General features: G+C 66.6%; 20 protein-coding genes and 4 tRNA genes. 9 read left to right on the top strand and 15 right to left on the bottom strand.

Annotation, left to right across the window (positions count from 1 at the left end; genetic code table 11):
• The first annotated feature begins 52 nt into the window (after positions 1–52).
• Together ASD78_RS16790 and ASD78_RS16785 are read left to right on the top strand one after the other, a co-directional pair.
• A complete protein-coding gene (locus ASD78_RS16790) occupies positions 53–1,588 on the top strand; it encodes a hypothetical protein (RefSeq protein WP_056103512.1) in 1,536 nt (511 codons plus the stop codon).
• Positions 1,589–1,590: 2 nt separating this feature from the next.
• A complete protein-coding gene (locus tag ASD78_RS16785) occupies positions 1,591–2,511 on the top strand; it encodes a hypothetical protein (protein ID WP_056103509.1) in 921 nt (306 codons plus the stop codon).
• Between the two features lie 297 nt (positions 2,512–2,808).
• On the opposite strand, the gene ASD78_RS20910 is transcribed toward ASD78_RS16785, so the two are convergent.
• From ASD78_RS20910 to ASD78_RS16750, 8 genes are all read right to left on the bottom strand, one after another.
• The gene (locus tag ASD78_RS20910) at positions 2,809–3,240 is read right to left on the bottom strand and encodes a hypothetical protein (RefSeq protein ID WP_156087837.1); all 432 of its coding nucleotides are present in this window, start codon (positions 3,238–3,240) and stop codon (positions 2,809–2,811) included.
• 152 nt (positions 3,241–3,392) lie between these two features.
• Positions 3,393–3,677 carry a hypothetical protein gene (locus ASD78_RS16780; RefSeq protein WP_156087836.1) on the bottom strand — a complete coding sequence of 95 codons (285 nt, stop codon included), beginning with the start codon at positions 3,675–3,677 and terminating at the stop codon, positions 3,393–3,395.
• A gap of 146 nt (positions 3,678–3,823) precedes the next feature.
• The gene (locus ASD78_RS16775) at positions 3,824–4,141 is read right to left on the bottom strand and encodes a hypothetical protein (protein WP_056103503.1); all 318 of its coding nucleotides are present in this window, start codon (positions 4,139–4,141) and stop codon (positions 3,824–3,826) included.
• 252 nt (positions 4,142–4,393) lie between these two features.
• Positions 4,394–5,002: a hypothetical protein gene (locus ASD78_RS16770; RefSeq protein WP_056103501.1), complete on the bottom strand. Its 609-nt coding sequence runs from the start codon at positions 5,000–5,002 to the stop codon at positions 4,394–4,396.
• Between the two features lie 74 nt (positions 5,003–5,076).
• A tRNA-Lys gene (locus ASD78_RS16765) sits at positions 5,077–5,152 on the bottom strand.
• A gap of 50 nt (positions 5,153–5,202) precedes the next feature.
• Positions 5,203–5,279: transfer RNA gene (locus ASD78_RS16760), tRNA-His, on the bottom strand.
• Between the two features lie 39 nt (positions 5,280–5,318).
• Positions 5,319–5,395, bottom strand: a tRNA-Arg gene (locus tag ASD78_RS16755).
• A 42-nt stretch (positions 5,396–5,437) separates the two neighbouring features.
• Positions 5,438–5,514 (bottom strand) — tRNA-Pro (locus tag ASD78_RS16750).
• A 151-nt stretch (positions 5,515–5,665) separates the two neighbouring features.
• Between ASD78_RS16750 and ASD78_RS16745 the strand changes: the two genes are divergently transcribed.
• Positions 5,666–6,424: a Bax inhibitor-1/YccA family protein gene (locus tag ASD78_RS16745; protein WP_056103498.1), complete on the top strand. Its 759-nt coding sequence runs from the start codon at positions 5,666–5,668 to the stop codon at positions 6,422–6,424.
• A gap of 78 nt (positions 6,425–6,502) precedes the next feature.
• On the opposite strand, the gene ASD78_RS16740 is transcribed toward ASD78_RS16745, so the two are convergent.
• The 4 genes from ASD78_RS16740 to grxC all read right to left on the bottom strand — a co-directional run bounded on the left by ASD78_RS16740 (position 6,503) and on the right by grxC (position 10,203).
• Positions 6,503–7,846 carry a Na+/H+ antiporter NhaC family protein gene (locus ASD78_RS16740; protein ID WP_056103495.1) on the bottom strand — a complete coding sequence of 448 codons (1,344 nt, stop codon included), beginning with the start codon at positions 7,844–7,846 and terminating at the stop codon, positions 6,503–6,505.
• Between the two features lie 233 nt (positions 7,847–8,079).
• A complete protein-coding gene (locus tag ASD78_RS16735; protein ID WP_056103493.1) occupies positions 8,080–9,093 on the bottom strand; it encodes an isocitrate dehydrogenase in 1,014 nt (337 codons plus the stop codon).
• 290 nt (positions 9,094–9,383) lie between these two features.
• On the bottom strand, positions 9,384–9,719 hold the full coding sequence (locus ASD78_RS16730) for a carboxymuconolactone decarboxylase family protein (protein WP_235566533.1): 336 nt from the start codon (positions 9,717–9,719) through the stop codon (positions 9,384–9,386).
• A gap of 196 nt (positions 9,720–9,915) precedes the next feature.
• On the bottom strand, positions 9,916–10,203 hold the full coding sequence (grxC, locus tag ASD78_RS16725) for a glutaredoxin 3 (protein ID WP_055909551.1): 288 nt from the start codon (positions 10,201–10,203) through the stop codon (positions 9,916–9,918).
• Positions 10,204–10,428: 225 nt separating this feature from the next.
• Between grxC and ASD78_RS16720 the strand changes: the two genes are divergently transcribed.
• The 6 genes from ASD78_RS16720 (at position 10,429) to ASD78_RS16695 (ending at position 18,546) form a co-directional block, all read left to right on the top strand.
• A complete protein-coding gene (locus tag ASD78_RS16720) occupies positions 10,429–12,069 on the top strand; it encodes a M48 family metalloprotease (protein ID WP_056103490.1) in 1,641 nt (546 codons plus the stop codon).
• 247 nt (positions 12,070–12,316) lie between these two features.
• Positions 12,317–13,024, top strand: coding sequence for a phosphate regulon transcriptional regulator PhoB (gene phoB / locus ASD78_RS16715; protein ID WP_055909545.1), 708 nt, complete (start codon positions 12,317–12,319; stop codon positions 13,022–13,024).
• Between the two features lie 11 nt (positions 13,025–13,035).
• Positions 13,036–14,382, top strand: a complete 1,347-nt coding sequence (gene phoR, locus ASD78_RS16710; RefSeq protein ID WP_056103487.1) for a phosphate regulon sensor histidine kinase PhoR — start codon at positions 13,036–13,038, stop codon at positions 14,380–14,382.
• A gap of 40 nt (positions 14,383–14,422) precedes the next feature.
• Positions 14,423–16,516, top strand: a complete 2,094-nt coding sequence (gene ppk1, locus ASD78_RS16705; RefSeq protein WP_056103484.1) for a polyphosphate kinase 1 — start codon at positions 14,423–14,425, stop codon at positions 16,514–16,516.
• Positions 16,513–18,042 carry an exopolyphosphatase gene (ppx, locus tag ASD78_RS16700; protein WP_056103482.1) on the top strand — a complete coding sequence of 510 codons (1,530 nt, stop codon included), beginning with the start codon at positions 16,513–16,515 and terminating at the stop codon, positions 18,040–18,042. The genes ppk1 and ppx overlap by 4 nt, the downstream gene beginning before the upstream one ends.
• A gap of 132 nt (positions 18,043–18,174) precedes the next feature.
• Complete coding sequence (locus tag ASD78_RS16695) at positions 18,175–18,546, top strand: biopolymer transporter ExbD (RefSeq protein ID WP_056103479.1); 372 nt, start codon at positions 18,175–18,177, stop codon at positions 18,544–18,546.
• Positions 18,547–18,573: 27 nt separating this feature from the next.
• Here the strand turns inward: ASD78_RS16695 and mdoH are convergent, their stop codons facing one another.
• The 3 genes from mdoH to ASD78_RS16680 all read right to left on the bottom strand — a co-directional run bounded on the left by mdoH (position 18,574) and on the right by ASD78_RS16680 (position 24,378).
• The gene (gene mdoH / locus ASD78_RS16690; RefSeq protein WP_235566523.1) at positions 18,574–20,466 is read right to left on the bottom strand and encodes a glucans biosynthesis glucosyltransferase MdoH; all 1,893 of its coding nucleotides are present in this window, start codon (positions 20,464–20,466) and stop codon (positions 18,574–18,576) included.
• A gap of 11 nt (positions 20,467–20,477) precedes the next feature.
• Positions 20,478–22,001: a glucan biosynthesis protein gene (locus ASD78_RS16685; RefSeq protein ID WP_082575675.1), complete on the bottom strand. Its 1,524-nt coding sequence runs from the start codon at positions 21,999–22,001 to the stop codon at positions 20,478–20,480.
• A gap of 217 nt (positions 22,002–22,218) precedes the next feature.
• Positions 22,219–24,378, bottom strand: a complete 2,160-nt coding sequence (locus ASD78_RS16680) for a prolyl oligopeptidase family serine peptidase (protein ID WP_056103473.1) — start codon at positions 24,376–24,378, stop codon at positions 22,219–22,221.
• Positions 24,379–24,415: the final 37 nt, after the last annotated feature.

Genomic DNA, 24,415 nt, shown 5'->3' with positions numbered 1-24,415 from the left:
AAATCGCGGATTGCGGACCATCGTGGGCCCGCGAGGTTGCGGAAAGACGCACATGATGCGTTTCGCTTGGCTGAAGTGTCGTGACGACAGTTCTATGCCGTTCGCTGTGTACGTAAGTTTCAATCGCTACTTCCGACTTGAGCCCCTGCTTTCGAGCCACGCGAGCGCGCTCGAGCAGTTTCACTCGTGGGTGCTTGCCAGGATCATCTTGTCTCTCATTGATAGCGCGCAGTCTTGGCAGCCCGAATTTTCGGTCGAGCTTCCAGCGCCGTTAACGCTGCACGGGCTTCAAAGTTTCGTGTCCAGGACGGAGCGCAACCTACCGCTCGATGACGACATGAAGGTTGTTGCTGACGCGCTTTCCATTGAGCGCGTGCAAGCACTAATTGCGTCCGCTCGAGTGCAGGCTGGGCGCAAGTTCAGTGTTCTGCTAATGGATGATGCGGCGCTGACGCTTACCCCCGAATATCTGATTGAGTTCCTGGATATCGTACGGTCGTTGAAGTCCATCGATTTGGCGCCGAAGGCTTCGGTCTATCCTGGCACGACGGAGGTAAGCCCAAAGTTTCACCAAGGCCAGGACTCGGTGGCAATCCCGGTATGGGTTTGCATTGAGGATCCCGGGTATGACGACGTGATGGACGGCATTGCCGACACTCGCGTGAAAGATTTTCAGTCCACTCCCGCCGACGTCCGGGTCATGTTGCGATTCGCTGCATTCGGTATTCCGCGAGCTTACTTAACCATGCTGGACGAGTTTCATCGCGGTGATCACCGCACGGCCCAGCAAGGCGTAACGCGGACGATTCAGGAGCACCTTGACGCAAGGTTGGCGGAGTTCCGCTCGCTAGGAAAGAAGGTTCCAAAGCTCGCGTCTCTGGTTGAGGCCGGAGAGAAAGTGCTCGATGGAATCGTTCGTGAGATCAAGTTATTCAACGAAGGCGTCGGGGGCAAAGGCTATCGGCAGCTTACGGTCGGAGTCGTAGAAGGTGAACTGACGCCGGTAGTCGAGCGCATGTTCAATTTGTTGGTCGAGGCAGGGCTCACTTACGACAACTTGACCGTAAAGCATGGCACTCCTTCGCGGATTTATCGCCGGTATATACCGCATGCCGCGAACTTGCTTTCTATCAGAGCAATCGGTGGAGGCGGAAGCGGCGGCAGCATGCGCCAAACTGTTGAAGCGATCGGGTTCAAGTCGGCAAAGCATCCGGTGCGAAAGAGCCTTCAGCGCATTGTTCCGGAGGTGGATTTGGGCAGCTTGAGCCTGTCGCTTCCAAAATGCGCTTCATGCCATACGCCACGACTGGCTGACAGTCAGCGATTCTGTCACAACTGTGGACAGCAGCTCGTTGATGCATCTACGTTTTCGCAGTGCCTGGAGACGGCCATCGCGCAGGTGCCAGGGCTGACAGTTTGGCAACGCGCTCAGATCGATGAACACTTGCCAAACTTGAAGACGCTTCGAGACTTTTTGGCAAAGCAAGATCCGGCCGCCGACCTGCTCACCGTCCGAGGATTCGGGCGCCGCAGAACTGCGAAAATTGTGGATGTTCTCAACGGTTTCGTTGACGAGTATTTGTCCTAGCCATGCCTCCGAAACCTGCTCCTACGGCCGACTTCTCGGCGATTCTGATGGTGCGTCAGCTCGCGGGCGAGCTTGATACCAGGCAGTGGTTTCATGCTGACCACGATGATTCCGATGTATCGCCGATTGATCAGTTCATCGATAACGCGGTAAGCCTCAACAAGATGTGGGTAGGAAAAGGGGACGACGCCTTCCTGGAGCGGGAACTGGGGATGCTGCTAATTCTGGGCTATGTTTCAGCCGTTGAAGGATTTTTTCGAGCGCTTATAAGGCGCATCGTTATGGTAGATCCCTACTCGCAGCTACACTGCGAGACCTTCACACTGACATACGCAGCCGCGCGTCATCAGCGGCAGGACCTCCTCCCCGAGGCGCTCCTCGAGGAAGTCGTGTTCTCTGGACAAAAGCAGATACTGGCAAATCTTCAAAAATTTCTGAGCTGGAATTTGAACGGGAACAAGCCGTTCGAGGACCTCCTCACGCGCTATAACGCCGTATGTGAACTGCGGCACTGCTGCGTCCATCGCTTCGGGAAGCTCGGCACCAAAAATGCGGTCGAGCTTGGGCTTGAGAGCCACAAGAAGTACCTGGAGAAGCCCATCCTGCTGACCCGGTCGAACATGGAGTCCATCGTCGACTTACTCTTCGTCCTGGTTAAGTCTCTCAACAACGAGGCGTTTCGGTTTGTTCTAAACCGTGCGGCAACTTCCAGGCTAAAAGGAGCGCAGGCAGTGGGGCTGGGCTGGACGTGGAACAAGGCGAGGGATAGGAAGCTGTACTCGGCCTACTACGCAATATTCGCCAGTCAGCGGGACGCGACGCCCTCTCCGTCCATGGAAGAGATGTACGAGCGTTACCGAGCTACGTTCAAGAGTGTTGGACAGGGAAAGGGCGGCGGGCGGAGGCGAAAGAGAGGCGCATAGGAAGCCCTGTATACGACGCGGGCCAGGCGATGATGTTCCCAATCGCGGTTTAGCACGTTCCGTCGTCGGCAAGGCCTGTAGGCTCGGACACAGCTCCAGAGGTTTTCGCGCAGCCGCGAGATCGATTTGACACCGCTCATTCCCCCACCGGTGTCCGCTTCGGGTCGGAAGCTGCCCTCTCCTACCCCCGATAACCCTCCCTAATCCCGGTCCACGTCGGCTTCCGGCCAGAAGCGGACATCGCGCGAACGCCTCAACCAAGCCGCGCCGCGCAGTGGCTTCGGCTTGAACAAATTGTTAAACCACAACTCCGGAGAGCGCGAGTACTGTTTTAACAGCCGCTAAGACAAGTGCAGGTACGAATGTTGACGACAGAGCAGAGATGCACTTGGAGATGTTGCTTTGTTGCGGCGTTGTGCAACGCAGCTCAGTTGCAAGATCCGACAGTGACTTGATGATTTGCTGAGCTTGGCGTTGGATCTCCTCATTTGCGACCTGCTGGGCGATCTGGACATTTGTCTTGCCCGAGCTGGCTGTGCTCGAAAAGCCAGTAGTGCTTGAACCAGGTCCGCCGCCGCTAACACTAACGTTGATGCCAGTTCCACCGCCATTTACGATGGATTGAGTTCCGATCGTTGTCACGTTGACGGCAAAGTGAAATTGGCTGGGATTGCTCTGGAACGATTCTCTCAGCGCGTCGATTACCGCAGCCGCTTCTTCAGATCGCATGCGATGTCTCCTTGAGGCCAAACTTCCAGTTAGCCGGATCCCGGGGTTCCGTTATACGACTTTTCCACAGCGCACCGTATAGTGGGCTATCCCCTTTGATACGGGTCGATCTTAGGGCCAAGTTTCCCAGTGCGCACAAATTGAATTTTCGCCTATTGAACGCCGCCGGTTGCTTTTGCGTTGGACACTTCTTGTGCAAGGCTGGCCACCTCGACACCTTTAGCGAAATACTCCATCACATCGCGTACTCCCTGCTTGTACGCCGCTTCGGGCGCTGTATCGCCGGCGTCGGAAATTAGCTCGCCTAAGCGTGCTTTCAAAAGCTCAAGCAGCTGAACTCTGTGCGGACTAGTGGCTAGCAGCAATGTGCAAATTTGAACAAGCGCCGTTTGCGTCCCGTTCACCTGCGCAAAGAACTCATCGACTGACTGGCCCATCGTCATTTCTCCAGAATTTGTTGAAGCATCCTAGCGCTTCGCTCGCATAGGCGCCTGCTGCTCTGGCAATGCGCGTATGTGGTCATCCGTCCCCAAAGGCGCTGGAACCTCAATGGGAGCGCTACACAAGCAACCGACGCACGTTGTTAGCGGAATAGGCTCAGGACAATACCGAGCAAGATAAGGATGCCAGCGCCAACCAAGCCGGACCGCACCAGAAAGGAAAGGCCAATCTCCTTCGCATATCCCACCTGACGGCGCCGGATGGCTTGATCCTGCTCGCGCTCTTCCTCTCGAACACGATCTATTGCAGCGGTGGAGACGTCCAAGCCTCGAGCTTCAATCTCGGCCTTGGCGATCGGCAGGGCGTCTTCGGTGAAGGACTGGTCCCGCCAGCGCTTGACGAGTTGGTTATCTGGCATCTCACGGAAAGACTTGCGCAGTGTCTCGGTCGAAACGTCCATGGCTTCCCTCCCAGCAAAGAACAATGGCAGAAATTCGGCACCAGAGCTGGCTCTGAGTCGGTAGCGGACGTGAGCACCCGCTGCTCCAGTAGCGAGGGAACAGGGGCCAGAGTACTAATTCACGTCTGCCGCGGTGCATTTCGTCCTTACGCGTTCGGCCGCGGCAACGGCCGCGCGTGCAGCAGCTGCGTCGCTAGGGCCTACCTTGAAAACCTTGCGACCCGGACGATCGCACCGGCCCGCGCTGCATACCTAGAGGCCGGACGGGCAGCGCTTCGGATAAGGCTCGGCCTCGCGGCTGTACGAGGCCGCCCCTAGCAGGATCACGCTCGGCGACACCCGACGAACTGGCAAATCGAGCGGTTCCGGCGCTGTCGTCGGAGGAATGCATTGGTCGCATCCGGCGTAACGCAGGACAGCCCGACCCTCTTCGAGCGAGCCCAGCATCTCGCCCTCGTAAAACATCGCACCACCGTCGCCCTCGGAAGCGTAAAGACGGCCGGCTTTGCAGACCACCGTCTGCTTATGCAACTTCACGAGCGCACTGTCGATCTGGAGCGCGTTCTGGTAGTACCAGCGCTCGGGTATACCCGCCTGATCGAACTCCGCGGCGCGTTCGAAGCCGATGTAGGCGTTCACGTGCCAGGGCAAAGGCGGCGGCAGCAGCGGTGCTTCACCGGCACGCACCAGCGCGCACGCGCAGAGCGTGGCGACCAGAACGAATCCCGTGAGCCCCTTCATGCCCGTCCCCACGCCAGCGGCGTCCCTGCGACGCAGACACTGTAGCAAGGCCACGCGCGAGACGGAGCGGATGCGCTGCGGGGGCGATAACAGGATGCGCGGCGCCTGCGAACGATCCACCGATCCGGAATTCTCGGCGCCGAGCCCAGAAAAGAAAAAAGCACCTGGACTCGCGTCCAGGTGCCTCTTCGATTTGGTGGGCCGTCAAGGATTCGAACCTTGGACCTATTGATTAAGAGTCAACTGCTCTACCAACTGAGCTAACGGCCCGGTGCATCAGGAGCGAAATTGTATCAGAAGCTTTTCGGTCCTTACAACAATGGGGTGGCTGAGGGGACTCGAACCCCCGACATCTGGAATCACAATCCAGTACTCTAACCAGCTGAGCTACAGCCACCGTAAAACGTAGACATACAACGCAAATCTGTTGCGAACTTGGCGCGCCCGGCGGGAATCGAACCCACAACCACCGGCTTAGAAGGCCGGTGCTCTATCCAGTTGAGCTACGGGCGCCAGTCCAACCATCTTAACTGACGCCCCAGCCTGAGTAGCGGATGGTCGGGGCAGAGGGATTCGAACCCACGACATCCAGCTCCCAAAGCTGGCGCTCTACCAGGCTGAGCTATACCCCGAGCCGGGGCTTCCGTTGCGCGCCAACGCCGCGAAAGGTCGAGTAGTTTGGGCGGCGGCACCGCCGCTGTCAACGAGGCAGCGACGATCCGGCGGCGTGTATGCTCCCGGCATCGTGAACATCCGTTCATTCGGCACATCAGGGGCATAGATATGCGCAGCGGCAATCCGGCATTGAAGGAATCGACCTTTCTCGACCTCGGCACCGGTTCGGTGGTCCAGGGCGACAGCCAGGCGATGAGCTTGAACGGCACGGTCAACAAGACCGGCCTGCTGTTGCTGCTGACCGTGATCACCGCGGCCTACGCCTGGAGCCAGATCAGCATCACCCCCGAGGGCGCCACCGGCCTGATGCCGTTCATGCTGATCGGCGGCCTGGGCGGCCTCGTCCTGGCCCTGGTGACGGTGTTCAAGAAGACCTGGGCGCCGGTGACCGCGCCGGCGTACGCGCTGGTCGAGGGCCTGTTCCTGGGCGCGATCTCGTCGATGTTCGAGGCGCGCTTCCCGGGCATCGTGATGCAGGCGGTGATGCTGACCTTCGGCACCCTGTTCGCGCTGCTGCTGGCCTACCGTTCGGGCCTGATCAAGGCGACCGAGAACTTCAAGCTGGGCGTGGCCGCGGCCACCGGCGGCATCTTCCTGCTGTACCTGGTCAGCTTCGGCATGAGCCTGTTCGGCAAGAACATCCCCTACATCCACGAGTCCGGCCTGATCGGCATCGGCTTCAGCCTGTTCGTGGTCGTGGTCGCGGCGCTGAACCTGGTGCTGGACTTCGACTTCATCGAAACCGGCGTCGAGCAGCGCGCACCCAAGTACATGGAGTGGTACGCCGCGTTCGGCCTGATGGTGACCCTGGTGTGGCTGTACGTCGAGTTCCTGCGCCTGCTGTCGAAGCTGCAATCGCGCAACTGAGCCCGACGCCGGGTCGCAACGAAGAAGGGGCGCAATCGCGCCCCTTTTTTTGCCTGCCTTCTTTTGACGGGCGGCCGCTCAGGCCTGCCCTTCGGCCGCTTGCGCGAGCAGCTGCGGCGCGCGCTTGCGCGAGGACCACAGCATCGCGGCGAGGGTGATCGCGCCCAGCAGCCAGCTGTAATGGACGCTGCCGGCCAGCGCCAGCGGCGAGACCGCGCCCAGCGAGGCCGCCAGCAGGATCTGCGCGCCGTAGGGCAGCACGCCCTGGGTCACGCAGGCGAAGATGTCGAGCACGCTGGCCGCGCGCGCCGGCGGCACGCCGTGCTGCTGGGCGATGTCGCGGGCCAGGCCGCCGCTGATCAGGATCGCGACGGTGTTGTTGGCGGTGAACACGTCGGTGGTCGCCGACAGCGCAGCGATGCTGAGCTCGCCGGCGCGCCGGCTCTTGTGCCCGCGCGCGAAGCGGCCGATCGCCTGCGCCAGCCAGGCCAGGCCGCCGGTCGCCTTCATCAGCGCGCCCAGGCCGCCGACCAGCAGCGACAGCAGGGTGATTTCGATCATGCTCTCGAAGCCGTCCCAGATATGCCCGGCATAGGCGGCCAGACCGAAATCCTCGGCGAGGAAGGCGCCGAACGCGCCGGCCACCACCAGGCCCACGCTCAGCACCACGATCACGTCGACGCCGGCCAGGGCCAGGCCCAGCACGATCAGGTACGGCACGATCAGCCAGGCCGAGACCGGCTCCAGCGGCGCGACCGGCGCGGTCTCGCCGACGAAGCCGAGCACGACCACGGTCAGCAGCGCGGCCGGCAGCGCCAGCTTGAAGTTCTCGCGGAACTTCTCGCGCATGGTGCAGCCCTGGGTGCGGGTGGCAACGATGGCGGTATCGGAGATCACCGACAGGTTGTCGCCGAAGGTAGCGCCGCCGATCACCGCGCCCAGCACCAGCGCCCGGTCCAGGCCGGAGGCGTCGGACACGCCCAGCGCGATCGGCGCGACCGCGGCGATGGTGCCCATCGAGGTGCCCAGCGACAGCGAGATGAAGCCGGCGACCACGAACAGGCTCGGCAGCAGCAGCGCCGGATGCACGTGACCGATACCGAGCGAGACGATCGCGTCGACCGCGCCGATCGCCTTGGATACTTCGACGAAGCCGCCGGCGAGCAGGAAAATCAGGCACATCAGCACCACGTTGCTGTCGCCCATGCCTTCCAGCAGCGTGTCCAGCGGCTTGAGCTTGCGGCGCCAGGCGATGAACGCGGCCAGCGCCAGCGCCGGCAGGATCGCGACCGGCGCGCGCAGCTGATAGAAGCCCATCGCTTCGCCGTGGGTGGTGAAGTAGATCCCGGCACCGAAGAACAGGGCCAGGAACAGCAGCAGGGGCGTCAGCGCGAGCGCGCTGGGGCGGACCGGGGCATTCATCGCTTCATCCGAATGGAACAATTTACCCGTCTATTTTGCAGTGCAACATGGGCGGTGTCGAGGGCTGGGGCTAGGGGCTGGGGTTGGGGTTCATGCAGCCCTGGCATGTGCGGCCCTCACCCCAACCCCTCTCCCGCTTGCGGGAGAGGGGTTTAGGCGCGGATGCGTCGCTTACCTCCCAAACGCAACGAGGCGCCCGAAGGCGCCCCGTTGCGGTACCGCGTCGGCCGAGATCAGGCCGTGGCGCGGCTCGCGATCGCCTTGGCGAACGACAGCGTATTGCCCTCGCCGCCCAGGTCCGGGGTCAGCGAATCCTTGGCTTCGAGCGTGGCGACGATGGCCTCGCGCAGCTTGGTCGCCTTCTCCGGCTGGCCGAGGTGGTCGAGCATCTGCGCCGCGCCCAGCAGCAATGCGCAGGGGTTGGCGATGCCCTTGCCGGCGATATCCGGGGCCGAGCCGTGCACGGCCTCGAAGATCGCCGCGTCGGTGCCGATATTGGCGCCCGGGGCCAGGCCCAGGCCGCCGACCAGACCGGCGCAGAGGTCGGAGATGATGTCGCCGAACAGGTTGGTGGTGACGATGATGTCGAACTGCTCCGGACGCATCACCAGCTGCATGCAGGTGTTGTCCACGATCATCTCGTTGCACTGGATGTCCGGATACTGCTGCGCCACTTCGCGCGCGGTCTTCAGGAACAGGCCCGAGGTCGACTTCAGAATGTTGGCCTTGTGCACCACCGTGACCTTCTTGCGGCCGGTCTTGCGGGCCAGGTCGAAGGCGTAGCGCACGATGCGCTCGGAGCCGCGGCGGGTGATCTTCTGGGTCAGCAGTGCGGTCTCGCCGTCTTCCGACAAGGACTGGCCTTCGCCGATATAGGCGCCTTCGGTGTTCTCGCGCACGGTGATCAGATCGACGCCGGTAGGGAAGCGCGACTTGGTGTTCGGGAACGACTTGGCCGGACGCACATTGGCGTACAGGTCGAAGCGCTTGCGCAGCTCGACGTTGATCGAGCTGAAGCCTTCGCCGACCGGCGTGGTCAGCGGGCTCTTCAGGGCGATACGGTTCTTGCGGATCGAGTCCATGGTCGCGGCCGGCAGCAGTTCGCCGTGCTTTTCCAGTGCGACCAGGCCGGCATCGGCGAATTCGTAGCTCAGACCGAGGTTCATCGCGTCGAGCACGTGCAGGGTGGCGTCCATGATCTCCGGGCCGATGCCGTCGCCACGGATGACCGTAATGGTTTGCGTCATGAGGGAAGTCTTCCAACGATAGGGCGCGGCGCAAGCGGCGCGGCGCACGAGGTGTGAGCCCCGTAATTATGCCGGAAGCGGCTCCGCCCTGCATTCGGCGGCGTATTGGACGATGGTCGGGGGCAGCCAACGGCCCGACTCGGCCAGGTCGGGGACGTCGTTCAGGCGGGTGCGCAGCAGGACGGCCTGCGACGGGAGCGGCGGGAGCCGCGATCGCGGCATCCAACTGGCGCCGTCGTTGAGATATCGCGATCGCGGCTCACGCCGCTCCTACAGGAATCGACCGGGAATCAGCCGTGGTCGTGACCGGCCGGCGCCTGGGCGTCGCCCTGCTCCAGCCGGTCGAGGAAATCGACCGCGCGGCGCAGGTGCGGGATCACGATGGAACCGCCGACCACCAGGCCGACCGAGAAGGCCTCGAACATCTCGTCGCGGTTGACCCCGGCTTCCTTGCACTGGGCGACGTGGTAGCTGATGCAGTCGTCGCAGCGCAGCACCATCGAGGCGACCAGGCCCAGCAGCTCCTTGGTCTTCAGGTCCAGCGCGCCGGACTGGTAGGTCTGGGTGTCGAGGGCGAAGAAGCGCCGCACGACCTGGTTGGGTTCGGCCAGGATGCGTTCGTTCATGCGCTTGCGGAACGCGGTGAACTCGGCGACGCGGTCGCTTTCGGTACTGTCGTTGCTCACGGAAACTCCTTGAATGAGGGGACGCTGGATGAGGGGCGCGCTTGCCGTCGATGGCGTCAGCGTTTCGGCGTGCGGATCGTCCGGCTGGTTCATTCCCGGCCGGGCGTTCGCGGGCGCAGGCGGCCGTGCCGCCCGCTCAACCCGCCAGCAGGGGTTCGAGACCGCCGGCGCGATGCAGCGCGATCATGTCGTCGTAGCCGCCGACGTGGGTGCCGCGGATGAAGATCTGCGGCACGCTGGTGCGGCGGGTCAGGCTCATCATCTTCTCGCGCTGCGCCGGGTCCAGGTCGATCCGGACCTCGGTCCAGGACTCGCCCTTGCTCTTGAGGAAGTTCTTCGCGGCGACGCAATAGGGGCAGATCGCGGTGGTGTAGATCACGATCTTCTCGGCCGATCCGGTCGGCGCGGTGTCGGTGACGCTCAAGACGATTCTCCTGATGAAACTCGGCGGGGTGCTTGCGGTCGAATATGGGCCCGCACGGTGCGCCATTAAACCGCGCTTGCGGAACGCTGTCGTCCACCGGTGCCTTCCGCGGCCCGGCCGGGCTCCGATTAATGGACGATTCACCCCGCCGGGCATGGCGGACCGCATCCTGCCGTGCGAACGTGCACCTGCCGTCCGCGCCACCCGCGACCGAGGAACGCCTGCTTGCGCCGCATCGCCCTGCTCTCCGCCGCCATCACCCTCGCCGTCGCCAGCGTCTGCGCGCCGGCCCAGGAATCGAGCCTGCCCGACATCGGCTCGTCCGCGGGCGAACTGCTGACCCCGGCCCAGGAGCGCGAATACGGCGCGATGATGCTGGCGCAGCTGCGCCACTACGACTACCTGCTGGAAGACCCGCTGATCAACAGCTGGCTCGATACCCTGGGCACGCGCCTGGCCGCCAGCAGCGACCGCCCGCGCCAGCCCTTCACCTTCTTCGTGATGCGCCAGCGCCAGATCAACGCCTTCGCGACCCTGGGCGGCTACATCGGCGTCAACGTCGGCCTGGTGCTGGCGGCCGAGCGCGAGGACGAAGTGGCGGCGGTGCTCTCGCACGAAATCGCCCACGTCACCCAGCAGCACGTGCTGCGCGGGGTCGAGCGCGCCCAGCGCGACCAGTTGCCGATCCTGCTGGCGATGCTGGGCGCGATCGTCGCGGCCCAGGCCGCCGGCGGCAATTCCGCCGACGACGCCGCCCAGGCCGCGATGGTCTCGGCGATGGGCCTGATGCAGCAGCGCCAGATCGACTACACCCGCTCCAACGAGTCCGAAGCCGACCGCCTGGGCATCCAGACCCTGGCCCGCAGCCAGTACGATCCGGCCGCGATGGCGGACTTCTTCGCCAAGATGCAGGCCAAGTCGCGCAGCAACGCGGCCGGCTACTACGGCCCCACCCCCGATTACCTGCTGACCCACCCGGTCACCACCACCCGCATCAGCGAGGCCAAGGCGCGCGCCGAGCAGATCGCCCGCAGCACCGTGGTCGCGACCACGGCGACGCCGAACGCCACCCGCAACGAACGCATCCCCAAGAACGGCTACAGCCTGCCCGGCGACGCGCGCGGCCTGGACAACCCGTTGCTGCCCGGCACGCTGAAGCTGCAGGGCTACGAGCTGTCCGGCGGCGAAACCGGCTTCTTCGAGTTCGCCCGCGAACGCATGCGCGTGCTCAGCGCCGAATCGCCGCGCGACGCCATCGCCGAATATGAGCGCCTGGGCAAGGGCAAGCTCGACGACGCCCAGCGCTATGGCCTGGCGGTGGCGCGGATGCGCGCCAACCAGGCCGCCGCCGCTGCGCCGGTGTTCGCCGAATTGCTGCAGGAACACCCCGACCACCTGTGGCTGAGCCTGGCCCTGAGCGAGGCCGAATCGCTGAGCGGCAAGGCCGTCTCGGCCGACGCCCGCTTCGACTCCCTGCTGCGGCAGATGCCGAACAACCGCGCCGTGGCGCTGACCTATGCCCGCTCCCTGTCGGAGCGCAATACGGTCGAGGCCGGCAAGCGCGCCCAGGCGGTGCTGCGTCCGCTGCTGGGCGCGGCCAGCGAGGACGCGGTGTTCCAGCAAGTGTTCGCACGCGCCTGTGAGATTGCGGGCGACCCGATCCGCGCCGGCGAGGCCTATGCCGAGGCCGCCTATCTGGGCGGTCGCCCGGAACAGGCCCTGGTCCAGCTGAACACGCTGAAGAAGCGTCCGGAGCTGGATTACTACTCGCGCGCCCGGATCGAAGCCCGGATCGCCGCCATCACCCCGACCGTGCTGGAGTTGCGGCGCCAGGGCGTGAAGGACGAGGACCTGCGGCGTCGCTGAACGGCTCTCGCCGGTCCTTGACCGGTCCTGGCCGCTCCTGACCGGATTTGTAACGTGTGACAGTCTGCTCGAGGGTCGCCGGTCCGCTCGCGACGGGCGCCCTTGGCGGCCGCTTTTGCCCAGCCAATCCCAAATCCCGCATCCCGCGCACCGGCCTTTGCGACAGTGTCACGCGGACGTCATAAAACGGTAGTGTACTGACGCGGTTTCAAGGAAGAGCCCCGTTTCCACTCCCCCCGGTGACCGCGTGCAGAAGCGCATCTTGATAGTCGAAGACGAACCCGCCATCCGCGACATGGTGTCTTTCGCCCTGCGCAAGGGCGAGTACGACCCGATCCATGCCGGCGATGCGCGCGAGGCCCAGGCGGCGATCGCCGACCGCGTCCCCGACCTGATCCTGCTCGACTGGATGCTGCCCGGCACCAGCGGCCTGGAACTGGCCCGGCGCTGGCGCAAGGAATCGCTGACCCGCGAAATCCCGATCATCATGCTGACCGCGCGCGGCGAAGAGAACGACCGCGTCGGCGGCCTCGAGGCCGGCGTCGACGATTACGTGGTGAAACCCTTTTCGGCGCGCGAACTGCTGGCGCGGATCCGTGCCGTGCTGCGGCGCTCGCGCGAGGACGACGAGGACGGCAGCGTCGGCATCGGCCCGCTGCGCATCGACGGCGCCGCCCACCGCGTGTTCGCCCAGGGCGACGGCGGCGACCAGGCGGTGCAGATCGGTCCGACCGAGTACCGCCTGCTGCACTTCTTCATGACCCACCCCGAGCGCGTGTACTCGCGCACCCAGCTGCTCGATCACGTCTGGGGCGGCAGCGTCTACGTCGAGGAGCGCACGGTCGACGTGCACATCCGCCGCCTGCGCAAAACCCTGGAACCGCACCGTCTCGACGGCATGGTCCAGACCGTGCGCGGCGCCGGTTATCGTTTTTCTGCCTCACTCGCCGCGTAAGCTTGGCGGGTATGCCACCCCGCGCCCGATCCGCCTGGTTCCGCACCCTGGGACAGCTGCTGCTGATCCTGGCGGCCGCGGCCGTGGCCGGGCTGCTGATCGGCCAGCCGTGGCCGACCGTGACCCTGGCGGCGCTGGGCGTGGTCGCCTGGCACTACTGGCGGCTGCGGCGCGTGCTGATCCGGCTGACCGCGCGCCAGCGCCTGACCCCGCCGCTGGGCGAAGGCATCTGGAACGAACTGGACCGGCTGCTGCACCGCAGCCAGGCCGAGATGCGCGGCCGCAAGCGCCGCCTGATCGAAATGTTGCGCGCCTACCGCGCCGCCGCCGCGGCGCTGCCCGACGCGATCGTGGTGGTGGAGCGCAACAGCCAGCGCATCCAGTGGTTCAACGAAGCCGCCAACGGCCTGCTCGGCCTGCGCTACCCGCGCGATATCGGCGGTTCGCTGTCGCAGAAGCTGCAGCCGCTGCAGCTCGCTCACTGGCTGGCCGCCGGACGTAACGCCGAGCCGCTGGAAGCGTCCTCGCCGTGGAACCCGGCCGCGACCCTGAGCCTGCGCCTGATTCCCTACTCCGAAAATCTGTGGCTGCTGGTCGCCCGCGACGTCAGCCGCCTGTTGCAGCTGGAGCAGATGCGCCGCGACTTCGTCGCCAACGTCTCGCACGAACTGCGCACCCCGCTGACCGTGGTCCACGGCTATCTGGACATGCTCGACCCCAGCGAACACCCGGACTGGGCGCCGATGCTGGCCGAGATGCAGCGCCAGTCGCAGCGCATGACCCAATTGGTCGAAGACCTGCTGATGCTGTCGCGGCTGGAGTCGCAGGACAGCCTGCCGGCCGAGGAGACCGTGGTCATGTCCTCGATGCTGTCCACGCTCAAGCGCGAAGCCATGGCGCTGAGCCAGGGCCGGCACGAGATTGCGATGGAAGACCTGGCCGGGGTCGACCTGTGGGGCTCCAACAAGGAGCTGCATAGCGCGTTTTCGAACCTGGTCAGCAACGCGATCCGCTATACCCCCGCCGGCGGCTCGATCCGGATCCGCTTCCGCCCCGAACATCAGGGCATGGGGCGCGGGGTAGTGCTGGAAGTGATCGACAGCGGCTACGGCATTCCGGCCGCGCACCTGCCGCGCATCACCGAGCGCTTCTACCGCGTGTCCACCAGCCGTTCGCGCGAGAGCGGCGGCACCGGCCTGGGCCTATCCATCGTCAAGCACGTGCTCAACCTGCACCAGGCGCGGCTGGAAATCGTCAGCGAGGTCGGCCGCGGCAGCACCTTCGCCTGCCATTTCGGCAGCGACCGCGTACGCAGCCGCGACGCCTATCTAGATAACCTGTCCGAAGCTTTGCCCTGAACCCCTCCAGCGCGCCCAGCCTGTGAACCTCGAGTCCGCCATGAACGCCGCCCTCACCAACGCGCTGTCCGACGCCAGCAACGACCCGCTGCGCGACCCCGGCCTGTATTTCAACCGCGAACTGTCGCAGCTGGACTTCAACTTCCGCGTGCTGGCCCAGGCGCAGGATCCGCAGGTGCCGCTGCTGGAGCGCCTCAAGTATCTGTGCATCTCCTGCACCAACCTCGACGAATTCTTCGAGATCCGCGCCGGCACCCTGCGCCATGCCCAAGACCTGGGCCTGACCCCGGGCGCCGACGGCCTCGCGCCGGCGACCGTCCTCTCGCGCATCCACGACCGCGCCGCGGAACTGGTCAAGGCGCAGTACGAATGCTGGAACGAGGTCGTGCGCCCGGCCCTGCGCGACGCCGGCGTGCGCGTGCTCGGCCGCGACTCCTGGAACGAGGCCCAGACCCAGTGGCTGCGCGCCTATTTCCGCGACGAGATCATGCCGGTGCTGTCGCCGCTCGGCCTGGACCCGGCGCATCCGTTCCCGAAGATCCTCAACAAGTCGCTCAACATCGTGGTGGTGGTGGAAGGCAAGGACGCGTTCGGCCGTGCCGGCAACCTCGCCATCGTGCGCGCGCCGCGCTCGCTGCCGCGCATCATCCAGATGCCCGAGAACGTCTCCGGCGGCAGCCACGACTTCGTATTCCTGTCCTCGGTGCTGTCGACCTTCGTCGACGAGCTGTTCCCGGGCATGAAGGTCAAGGGCGCCTACCAGTTCCGCGTGACCCGCAACTCCGAGCTGCTGGTCGACGAAGAAGAAGTCGACAACATCGCCCTGGCCCTGCGCGACGAACTGATCGGGCGCGGCTACCTGCGCGCGGTGCGGCTGGAGATCGCCGAGCAGTGCCCGAAGCCGATCGTGCGCAGCCTGCTCGAGAACTTCGATCTGCCCGAGAACGCGGTCTACCGCATCAACGGCCCGGTCAACCTCAATCGCGTGATCCAGGTCTACGACCTGGTCCAGCGCCCCGACCTCAAGTTCCCGCCCTACCAGCAACGCCAGCTGCCGGGCATCGAGAACATGTTCGACAAGGTCGCCGCCGGCGACGTGCTGCTGCACCACCCCTTCGAAGCGTTCACGCCGGTACTGGAACTGATCCGCCAGGCGGCCGAAGACCCGAACGTGCTGGCGATCAAGCAGACCCTGTACCGCGCCGGCAAGGACTCGCCGATCGTCGAACAACTGGTCCAGGCCGCGCGCAACGGCAAGGACGTGACCGTGGTGGTCGAACTGCGCGCGCGCTTCGACGAAGAGGCCAACCTCGGCCTCGCCGACCGCCTGCAGGAAGCCGGCGTGCAAGTGGTGTACGGCGTGGTCGGCTACAAGACCCACGCCAAGATGCTGCTGATCGTGCGCCGCGAAGGCCGCAAGCTGAAGCGCTACGTGCATCTGGGCACCGGCAACTACCACAGCGGCACCGCGCGCGCCTACACCGACTTCGGCCTGATCACCGCCGACGCGGACATCGGCAACGACGTGCACCTGATCTTCCAGCAGTTGTCCGGCCTGGCGCCGTCGCTGAAGCTCAAGCGCCTGCTGCAATCGCCGTTCACCCTGCACGCCGGCGTGCTCAAGCGCATCGATCGCGAGACCAGGCACGCGCGCGCAGGCAAGCCCGCGCGCATCGTCGCCAAGATGAACGCCCTCAACGAGCCGCAGGTCATCCGCGCGCTGTACCTGGCCTCGCAGGCCGGCGTGCAGATCGACCTGATCGTGCGCGGCGCCTGCACCCTGCGTCCCGGCGTGCCCGGCGTGTCCGAGAACATCCGCGTGCGCTCGATCGTCGGCCGCTTCCTCGAACACCATCGCGTCTACTGGTTCGACAACGACGGCGAGCCCGACCTGTTCTGCTCCAGCGCCGACTGGCTGGAACGCAACCTGCTGCGCCGGGTCGAGACCGGCTTCCCGATCCTCGACCCCGGCCTGGCCGAACGCGTCTACGACGAGGCCCTGAGCAACTACCTCGCCGACAACACCAGCGCCTGGGCATTGAGCGCGGACGGCGCCTACGAACGCGTGGTACCGCAGGGCGATGCCGCCCCCCATTCCGCTCAGGGTGCTTTATTGGCGAAAATCTGCGGATGAACGACGCCTACCCGACCACCGCCCTGCCGCTCGAAGACGGCGACCTGCTCGCCGCCGTCGACCTGGGGTCGAACAGTTTCCACATGGTGGTCGCGCGTTACGTGCTGGGCCAACTGCGCACCGTCGACCGTCTGCGCGAGACCGTGCGCATGGCCGAGGGCCTGGACCGCAAGGGCGGACTCGCCCCGGAAGTGCGCCAGCGCGCGCTGGAATGCCTGTCGCGCTTCGGCCAGCGCATCCGCGACGTGCCGCCGCAGCGGGTGCGCGCGATCGCCACCAATACCGTGCGCCGCCTGGCGGCGCCGCAAAGTTTCCTGATGCCGGCCGAAACCGCGCTCGGCCACGCCATCGAAGTGGTCGCCGGCCGCGAAGAGGCGCGCCTGATCTACCTCGGCGTCGCCCATGCGCAGCCGTCCAAGCCCGGCGACCTGCGCCTGGTGATCGACATCGGCGGCGGCTCGACCGAATGCATCATCGGCAGCGGCTTCGAAGCGATCGAACGCGAAAGCCTGCAGCTGGGTTGCATCGCCACCACCCGCCGCTTCTTCGAAAACGGCAAGCTGTCGAAGAAGAAATGGCGCGACGCCCTGACCGAAGTCACCGCCGAGTTCCAGCAATTCGCGGGCACCTACCGCGCGCTGGGCTGGCAGGAAGCGCTGGGCTCGTCGGGCACCAACAAGGCGATCGGCGAGATCTGCGCGGCGATGAAGCTGACCAAGGGCGCGGTCACCGCCGAAGCGCTGCCGATCGTGCGCGAGCGCCTGCTCCAGGCCGAGCGCATCGACCTGATCGACCTGCCCGGCCTGTCCGCCGATCGTCGCCCGGTGATCGCCGGCGGCATCCTGGTGCTGGAGGCCGCGTTCAACGCGCTCGGCCTGAACCGGATGGCGGTGAGCAAGGCCGCGATGCGCGAAGGCGTGCTCTACGACATGCTCGGCCGCGGCGGCGCGGACGATCCGCGCGACGCGTCGGTGGCCGCGCTGATGCAGCGCTACGGCATCGACGAAGGCCAGGCCGCGCGCGTGGAGGCGACCATGCTGCGCCTGTTCGACCAGGTCGCCGGCGCCTGGGCGCTGGACCCCGACGACCGCCTGATGCTGAGCCGCGCCGCGCGCCTGCACGAGCTCGGCCTGGCGATCGCGCACAGCCAGTACCACGTGCACGGCGCCTACGTGGTCGAGCATTCGGACATTTCCGGCTTCTCGCGCCAGCAGCAGCAGTTCCTGTCCGCGCTGCTGCGCACCCACCGCCGCAGCATTCCCAAGAGCGCGTTCGACGCACTGCCCGACCGCCTGCTCGCGACCGTACGTCGCAGCGCCGCGCTGCTGCGCCTGGCAGTGCTGCTGCACCGCGCCCACGAGGCCGACCCGATCCCGCAGCTGGACGCGCACGCCGACGGCAACACCCTGACCCTGACCGTGTCCAAGCGCTGGCTGGACTCGCGTCCGCTGGTGCGCGCCGACCTCGAAGGCGAGCCGCAGGACGTGGCAGGCTTGGGCATCGCGCTGAAACTACTGGCGGCCTGAGAACCCGAAGGCGGCGGCCATGCCGGCAGCCAGGACGGGCCGCCGCGGGCGATGAAAGCTGCTGAGCCGTACGATTGCGCGCGCCGCGGCGCTGGCCGATCATGCCGACCGTCTGCGCCATCGGAACCGCCCATGCCCCTGTCCCGTCTACGCCCTGCCCTGGTCTGGGGCTCGCTGTTGTTGGCCGCCTCGGTGCTGGGCGCCTGCGATGCCGGGCACACGGTCGACGTCGAACTGCCCAAGACCACCGCGCCGGCCGCGGTCGGGGCGACGGCCAGCCGGACGCTGTACCTGCTCGACGACGGCCGTGTGTACAGCCCGCAGGGTCCGGTCGAACTGCCGCTGGCGATCCGCGCGCTGGGCCCTCCTGCGACCACCGAAGTGATCCTGCAGGGCTGCAAGGCCGACCTCGACTACCGCTACATCGCCTTCGCCCTGCGCACGCTCAAGGCCGCAGGCTACGAACGCATCACCCTCAAGGGCGGCGGCGGCCACTGCGGCTGAGCGCGCTCGCCCGGCGCGGACGCCGCTTCACTGCGGTGTCTGCAGGCCGCGCCGCAGCTCCGCCGCGCGCCGCAACACTTCCGGCGGCGCGATCTCTTCGGGCGTGCGGAAGATGCCGATCCGGCGCAGCCAGCGCCCCGGCGCGCGCGCCGAAGTCAAGGCCACGATCGGCATCGCCAGCAGCAGACCGATGATCACCGGCGACATCCACGCCGCCAGCGACGGCGACACCGCATAGGCCATGAACAGCGCCAACAGCCCCAGCAGGGTCGAGCCGCCGTAACTGCGCACCAACCCCGACAGCGGCAAGGTGCCGTCGTCGCGGCGCTGCGATTCCCAGCCCGAGTCCTTGCCCGCCAGCACTTCGGCGATGCCGCGCGACTGCACGTACATGGTCACCGGCGCCATCAGCGCCGCCAGCAGGGTTTCCAGCAGCATGCTCAGCAGCGCGCGCAATGCGCCGCCGCAGCCGCGCCGGGTCGCGCTGTCGGTCATGGAGGCGACGTAGCCCATGAGCTTGGGCGCTAGCAGCACCGCCATGGTCGCCACGAACACCCAGGTGAAGCGCTCCGGGTCCTGCTCGCGCCAGTACTGGGTCGGCGAGAAGCCCGGCAGCGAGATCTGCCCCCAGACGAAGCCGGCGCGCTCCAGCGGTATCGCCAGGCCGATCAGCATCAGCATCGCCCACATCGGCGCGGTGAAGTAATGGCCGATGCCGATCAGCAGATGCCAGCGGCTGACCCAGTGCAGGCCCTTGGCCGGCAACACCGCCGTGTGCTGCAGGTTGCCCTGGCACCAGCGCCGGTCGCGCACCAGCATGTCGGTCAGCGAGGGTGGGCCTTCTTCGTAGCTGCCGGCCAGGCCCGGCACCATGTGCAAGGCCCAGCCCCCGCGACGCAGCAGCGCGGCCTCGACGAAATCGTGGCTGAGCACGGTGCCGCCGAACGGGCGATAGCCGCGCAGTTCGGGCAGGCCCGCATGCGCGGCGAACGCGGCGGTGCGGATGATCGCGTTGTGGCCCCAGTAGTTGCTCTCGGCGCCGTGCCACCAGGCCACGCCGTGCGCGATCACCGGCCCGTACACGCGCCCGGCGAACTGCTGCATGCGCGCGAACAGGGTGTTGCCGTTGACGATCATCGGCAGGGTCTGGATCAGGGCTACGTCGGGATGGCGCTGCATCGCCACGGCCAGGCGCACGATCACCTCGCCGGTCATCAGGCTGTCGGCGTCCAGGATCAGCATCTGCGGATAGGCGCCGCCGAAGCGGCGCACCCATTCGGCGATGTTGCCGGCCTTGCGTTCGGCATTGTCGTCGCGCCGGCGGTAGTACAGGCGCGCATGGCCGCCGGTGCGTTCGCGCAGGGCGGCGAACGCCTCGCGTTCGGCCTGTGCGATCGGTTCGCGCGTGGTGTCGCTGAGGACGAAGAAATCGAAGCGGTCCAGATGGCCGGTGGCCGCCACCGACTCGTAGATCGCCTGCAGGCCGGCCATCAGCCGTTGCGGGTCCTCGTTGTAGGTCGGCATCAGCAGGGCGGTGCGCACGCCGGGCTCGGGCAAGGGGCCGACGGCGTCCAGGCCCAGGCGCGCGCGCCGGCGCGAAACGATCTGCACGAAACCGGCCAGCGCACTGAAGAAGGCCAGCGCGATCCAGGCGAACAGGGCCACAAACAGCACCAGCAGCAGCGCCTCGAGTACGTTGAGGCCGTTGCCGCGCAGCACCCACCAGATCTGGTAGGCCGCCACGAACGTCAATAACGCGGAGCCGCCCAGAATGTAGGCGCGGCGCCAGGCCATGCCGTGCGGCGTGGTCGGCAGCGAGGCATTGGTCAAGGCGCCCTCGCCCAAGGTCTGGATCGGCATCTCCAGCGGCGTTTCCGCCGGAAGTGCCGGCACGGGTTCGGCGCTGGCGGTCGCGCTCATGGCCGCCGTGCTCATGCGGTCCAACGATAGAGCCAGGTTTCGGACAACGGCCCGCGCGCGTCTTCCAGGCGCATGCGCAGCTCGATGCTGCGCTCCTGGCCGGGGTCGAGCTCGAACGCGACCCGCCACGTGCCGGGCGCCGGCATCGCATGCGCGACCACGTTGGCGACTGTGCCCTTGGACGCGGTCACCGCGGCGCGCGGCTCGCTGCCGGCCGGCAACGCGGCCAGCGCGCCGCCGGCGAGATCGATCACCACCCGGCGCGCGCCCTTGCCGGCGGCGCCGATGCGCGTGCCCGACACGGCCGCCAGGTTCGGCAGCCATTCGTGGCGGTCGCACCAATGCAGGCGATAGTCGTAGCGGTGTTCGCGCCCGGCCGCGAGCGGCTGCGCCGGCCGCCAATAGGCGACGATGTTGTCGTGGAATTCGTCGGCGGTCGGAATCTCGATCAGGCGCACGCCGCCCGCGCCCCAGTCTCCGACCGGCTCGACCCACAGGCTCGGCCGCTTCTCGTAGTGGGCTTCGCTGTCGGCGTAGTCGGCGAACTCGCGCTTGCGCTGCATCAGGCCGAAGCCGCGCGGCTTGAGGTCCTCGAACGCGCTCTCCTGCAGCACCGACGGGTTGTGCAGCGGGCGCCAGATCTGCTCGCCGCGGCCGTTGAACAGGGCCAGGCCCTCGGAGTCGTGGACCGCGGGGCGGTAGTCGTCGATGCCGTTGCGATCGCTGGCGTCGAACTGGTACATGCTGGTCAGCGGCGCGATGCCGGCGCGGTCCAGCTCCACGCGCGGGTACAGGCGCATGCTCACGTCGAATACGGTTTCCGCGCCCGGGGCGATCGCGAAACGGAACGCGGCCGCGGCGCTGGGGCTGTCCATCAGCGCGTGCACGATCGCGCGCCGCGCATCGCGCGCCGGACGCTCCAGCCAGAACGCGCGGAATACCGGGAACTCCTCGCCGGCCGGGTCGGCGGTCTTGATCGCCAGGCCGCGCGCGGACAAACCGTAGGCCTGGCCCTTGGCGACGGCACGGAAGTAGCTCGCGCCGAGGAAGGCGCAGACCTCGTCGAAATACTCGGGCCGGTTGAGCGGCGCATGCAGGCGGAAGCCGGCGTAGCCGAGGTCGTTCTCGGTCGGCGCAGTGGTGCCGGCGAAGCTGAACTGCGAAGGTCGATAGGTCACCGGCTGGGCGCGGCCGCCGCTGACGTCGTAGACATCGACGCGGTCGCGGAAGAAGAAGCCGCGATGGAAGAATTGCGCCTGGAACGGCAGGCCCAGGCCGCGCCACAAGGCCTGATCCGGGTTGTAGCGAATGCCGCGGTACTGGTCGTAGCCGATCTTCTCCAGCGAGGCGGGCAATTGCTTGGACTGCGGCTTGAACGGCTGCGCGGCCAGGGCGCGGGCGAGCGCCGGCACGGTGTCCTCGCCGAACGCGGTGGACGCGGGCGCAGCAGCGGCCTTCTCCGCATGCGCATCCGCGCCGCACAGGCCCAGCAAGGGCCACGACAGTCCGGCCAGGATCACTTCTCTTCGGCGCATGCGCGCTCCTTTCACTACGTCTGGGCGCGATTGTAGGGACTGAGTTGTTAAGGAAGCCGCGATTTGCGGCCTGGTCCAGCTTCCGAATGTGCCCTCGATTGCAAGTAATCGTTTACAGGCCGGCATCCGCGCGCAAGAAAAAAACCCCGGCTTGCGCCGGGGTCTGGGGGACGAACCAAGACGATCGCGCGTCGGTTCGAAAATCGGTGACCGGGCGTCAACGCACGCGGGTGGCGGCGGTTGACGCGCTGGACGGTGCGCGCAGTTCGGCCAGGTCGCGACCGGCCAAGCGCAGGTTCTTGCGCAGATGCGCGCGCAGTTCGGCATCCGGGGCGTGCGGCGCGGCGCCGCCGAGGCGACGATGCAACAGACGTTCGAGCAGGTAGAGATAGGCCTCGCGGGTGCGCGGATCGACCAGTTGATGGCCGCCTTCGGCGTCCACGAACAGACTCACGTCCTTGTCCAGGGCGCGCAGCGTAGCAGCGTAATGGAGCACACTGCGGATCGGCACGCGCTCGTCGTCGCCACCGGCCAGAAGCAGCACAGGACGGCGCAGGCGCTGCGCATTGGTCACCGGCGATTGCGCGCGCAGCCTCTCGGCGATCGCGGCGTCGGCCGGATCCAGCGCGAGCAGGCGCATCGTCACCGACAGTGGAATGCCACGCGCGAGTTGATCCTGGCTGCGCGCGTACGAGCGCAGCACCCAACCGAAGTCGGCCGGCGGCACCGCGGCTACCGCGACCTTGAACAACTCCGGCTGGAAGGTCACGCCCTGCAAGGCGGAGTAACCGCCGAAGGAGGCACCGACGATGCCCACGCGCTCGCCATCGCCGACGCCCTGCGCCAGCAGGTGACGCACGCCGTCGACGATGTCCTGTTGCACGCGGCCGTTGCCGAAATCGCCCCGTCCGGCGGTCATGTAATCGCGGCCGTGGCCGGTGGAGCCGCGGAAATTGGGTTCGAACACCACGTAACCGCGATTGGCCAGCAACTGCGTCTGGGCGCTGAATTCCGGCCGGGTCAGATTGAAGGGACCGCCATGCACGTTGGCCACCAACGGCGCGCGTGCGGCATCCACGCCCGGCGGCACGGACACGAAACCGTGCAGGCGCATGCCGTCGGAGGCGCGGTAGGCGAAAGCGATCTTGCGCGCCAGGGCCGATTCAGGAATCCGCTCCACCGGGACGCGGCCGTGACGGAAACCGGCATCGGCGAGGATCTCGCGGAAATCGCCGCCGGCCGGGTCGTACAGATGCAGGCGCTCGCCCTTCTGCGAGCCGGCACGCTCGTGCACCAGCCAGCGCGCTCCCGCACCGCCGCCGACTTCGATGCGCAAGCTGCGGCCGGGGTAGCGGCGTTCGATCGCGGCGACATGGCGCTGCGCCTGCGGCGTAAGGCCGTAGTTGGCGGCCACCGTGCTGCGGTAGCTGGCGATCAGCGGCTGTCGGGTCGCGGGGTCCAGTACCACCTGGTCCAGGTCCGCTTCGGCCCGCGGGTCGGCATGGGCGGTGCGCAGACCGCCGTCCTCGCCCAGCCGCGCCAGGCGCAGGTATCCGTGACCGGCATCGCTGCTCAACCACAGGCCGTCACCGTCGTCGGCGAGGATCGAGCACCGCTGCAGTCGCTCGCAGCGCATCGCCACGCGCATGCGCGCACCGTCCTTGCGATAGATCGTGTAGCCCTCGCCTTCGACCAGGGTCAGATGGCTCAGTTGTCCGTCAGGCGCGTAAGCGCTGTCGACGATCTCCTTGGCCGATTCGTGCAGCAGGGTCTGGCGGCCGTGCAGGTCGATGCGATAGAGCCGCCAGCGCCTGGGCAGGCGCGACACCGACGGCGGGCTCTCCAATATGATCGCTGCGGCCGGCCGCACCGGGTCTACGGCCTCGAAGCTGCGCTCCCAGCGGCCGCCGAGCTTGGCGATCGCGCCCGAGCCGGCCTGCCCCGCCGCGGCAAGGGCGTACAGCTGCCCGGACGAAGGCAGGAACAGCCAGCGGCCGTCGTGCGACCAGTTCAACGCATTCGCCTCGGTATGCGCGAGCAGCCGCTTCGGCGCGCCGCCCGCGGTCGGCAGCAACCAGACGCCGCGGTTGCGTTCGCCCTGAAGCAGATAGGCGACGTTGCGGCCGTCCGGCGACAGCCAGGCGCCGAGCAGCGCGGCCCGGGCCAGGAACCGGGCGCGTCCGAACTGCGGCGCCGGTGCGCGCGTACGCTCGACGGCGACCGCGGCGCGCAAGTCGGAAGCATCGTCGGCCTGCGCGGTCGCGAACGCGCACAGCAGCGTCGCGACCATCGCGGCCCGCCACCCTTTGCGCGCACCTATAACGCAACGCGCAGCCGACAGCATCCGCGCCTTGGCGGCGATCGGGAACTTGTTCATGGAGCCTCTCCTGCTGGACCCGCAGCGCGGCGGGTCG

Source organism: Lysobacter sp. Root667 (assembly GCF_001427715.1).
Classification (GTDB): domain Bacteria; phylum Pseudomonadota; class Gammaproteobacteria; order Xanthomonadales; family Xanthomonadaceae; genus Lysobacter.
The sequence above is the reverse complement of the archived record's forward strand: the minus strand, read 5'-3'. Positions and strand labels throughout refer to the sequence as shown.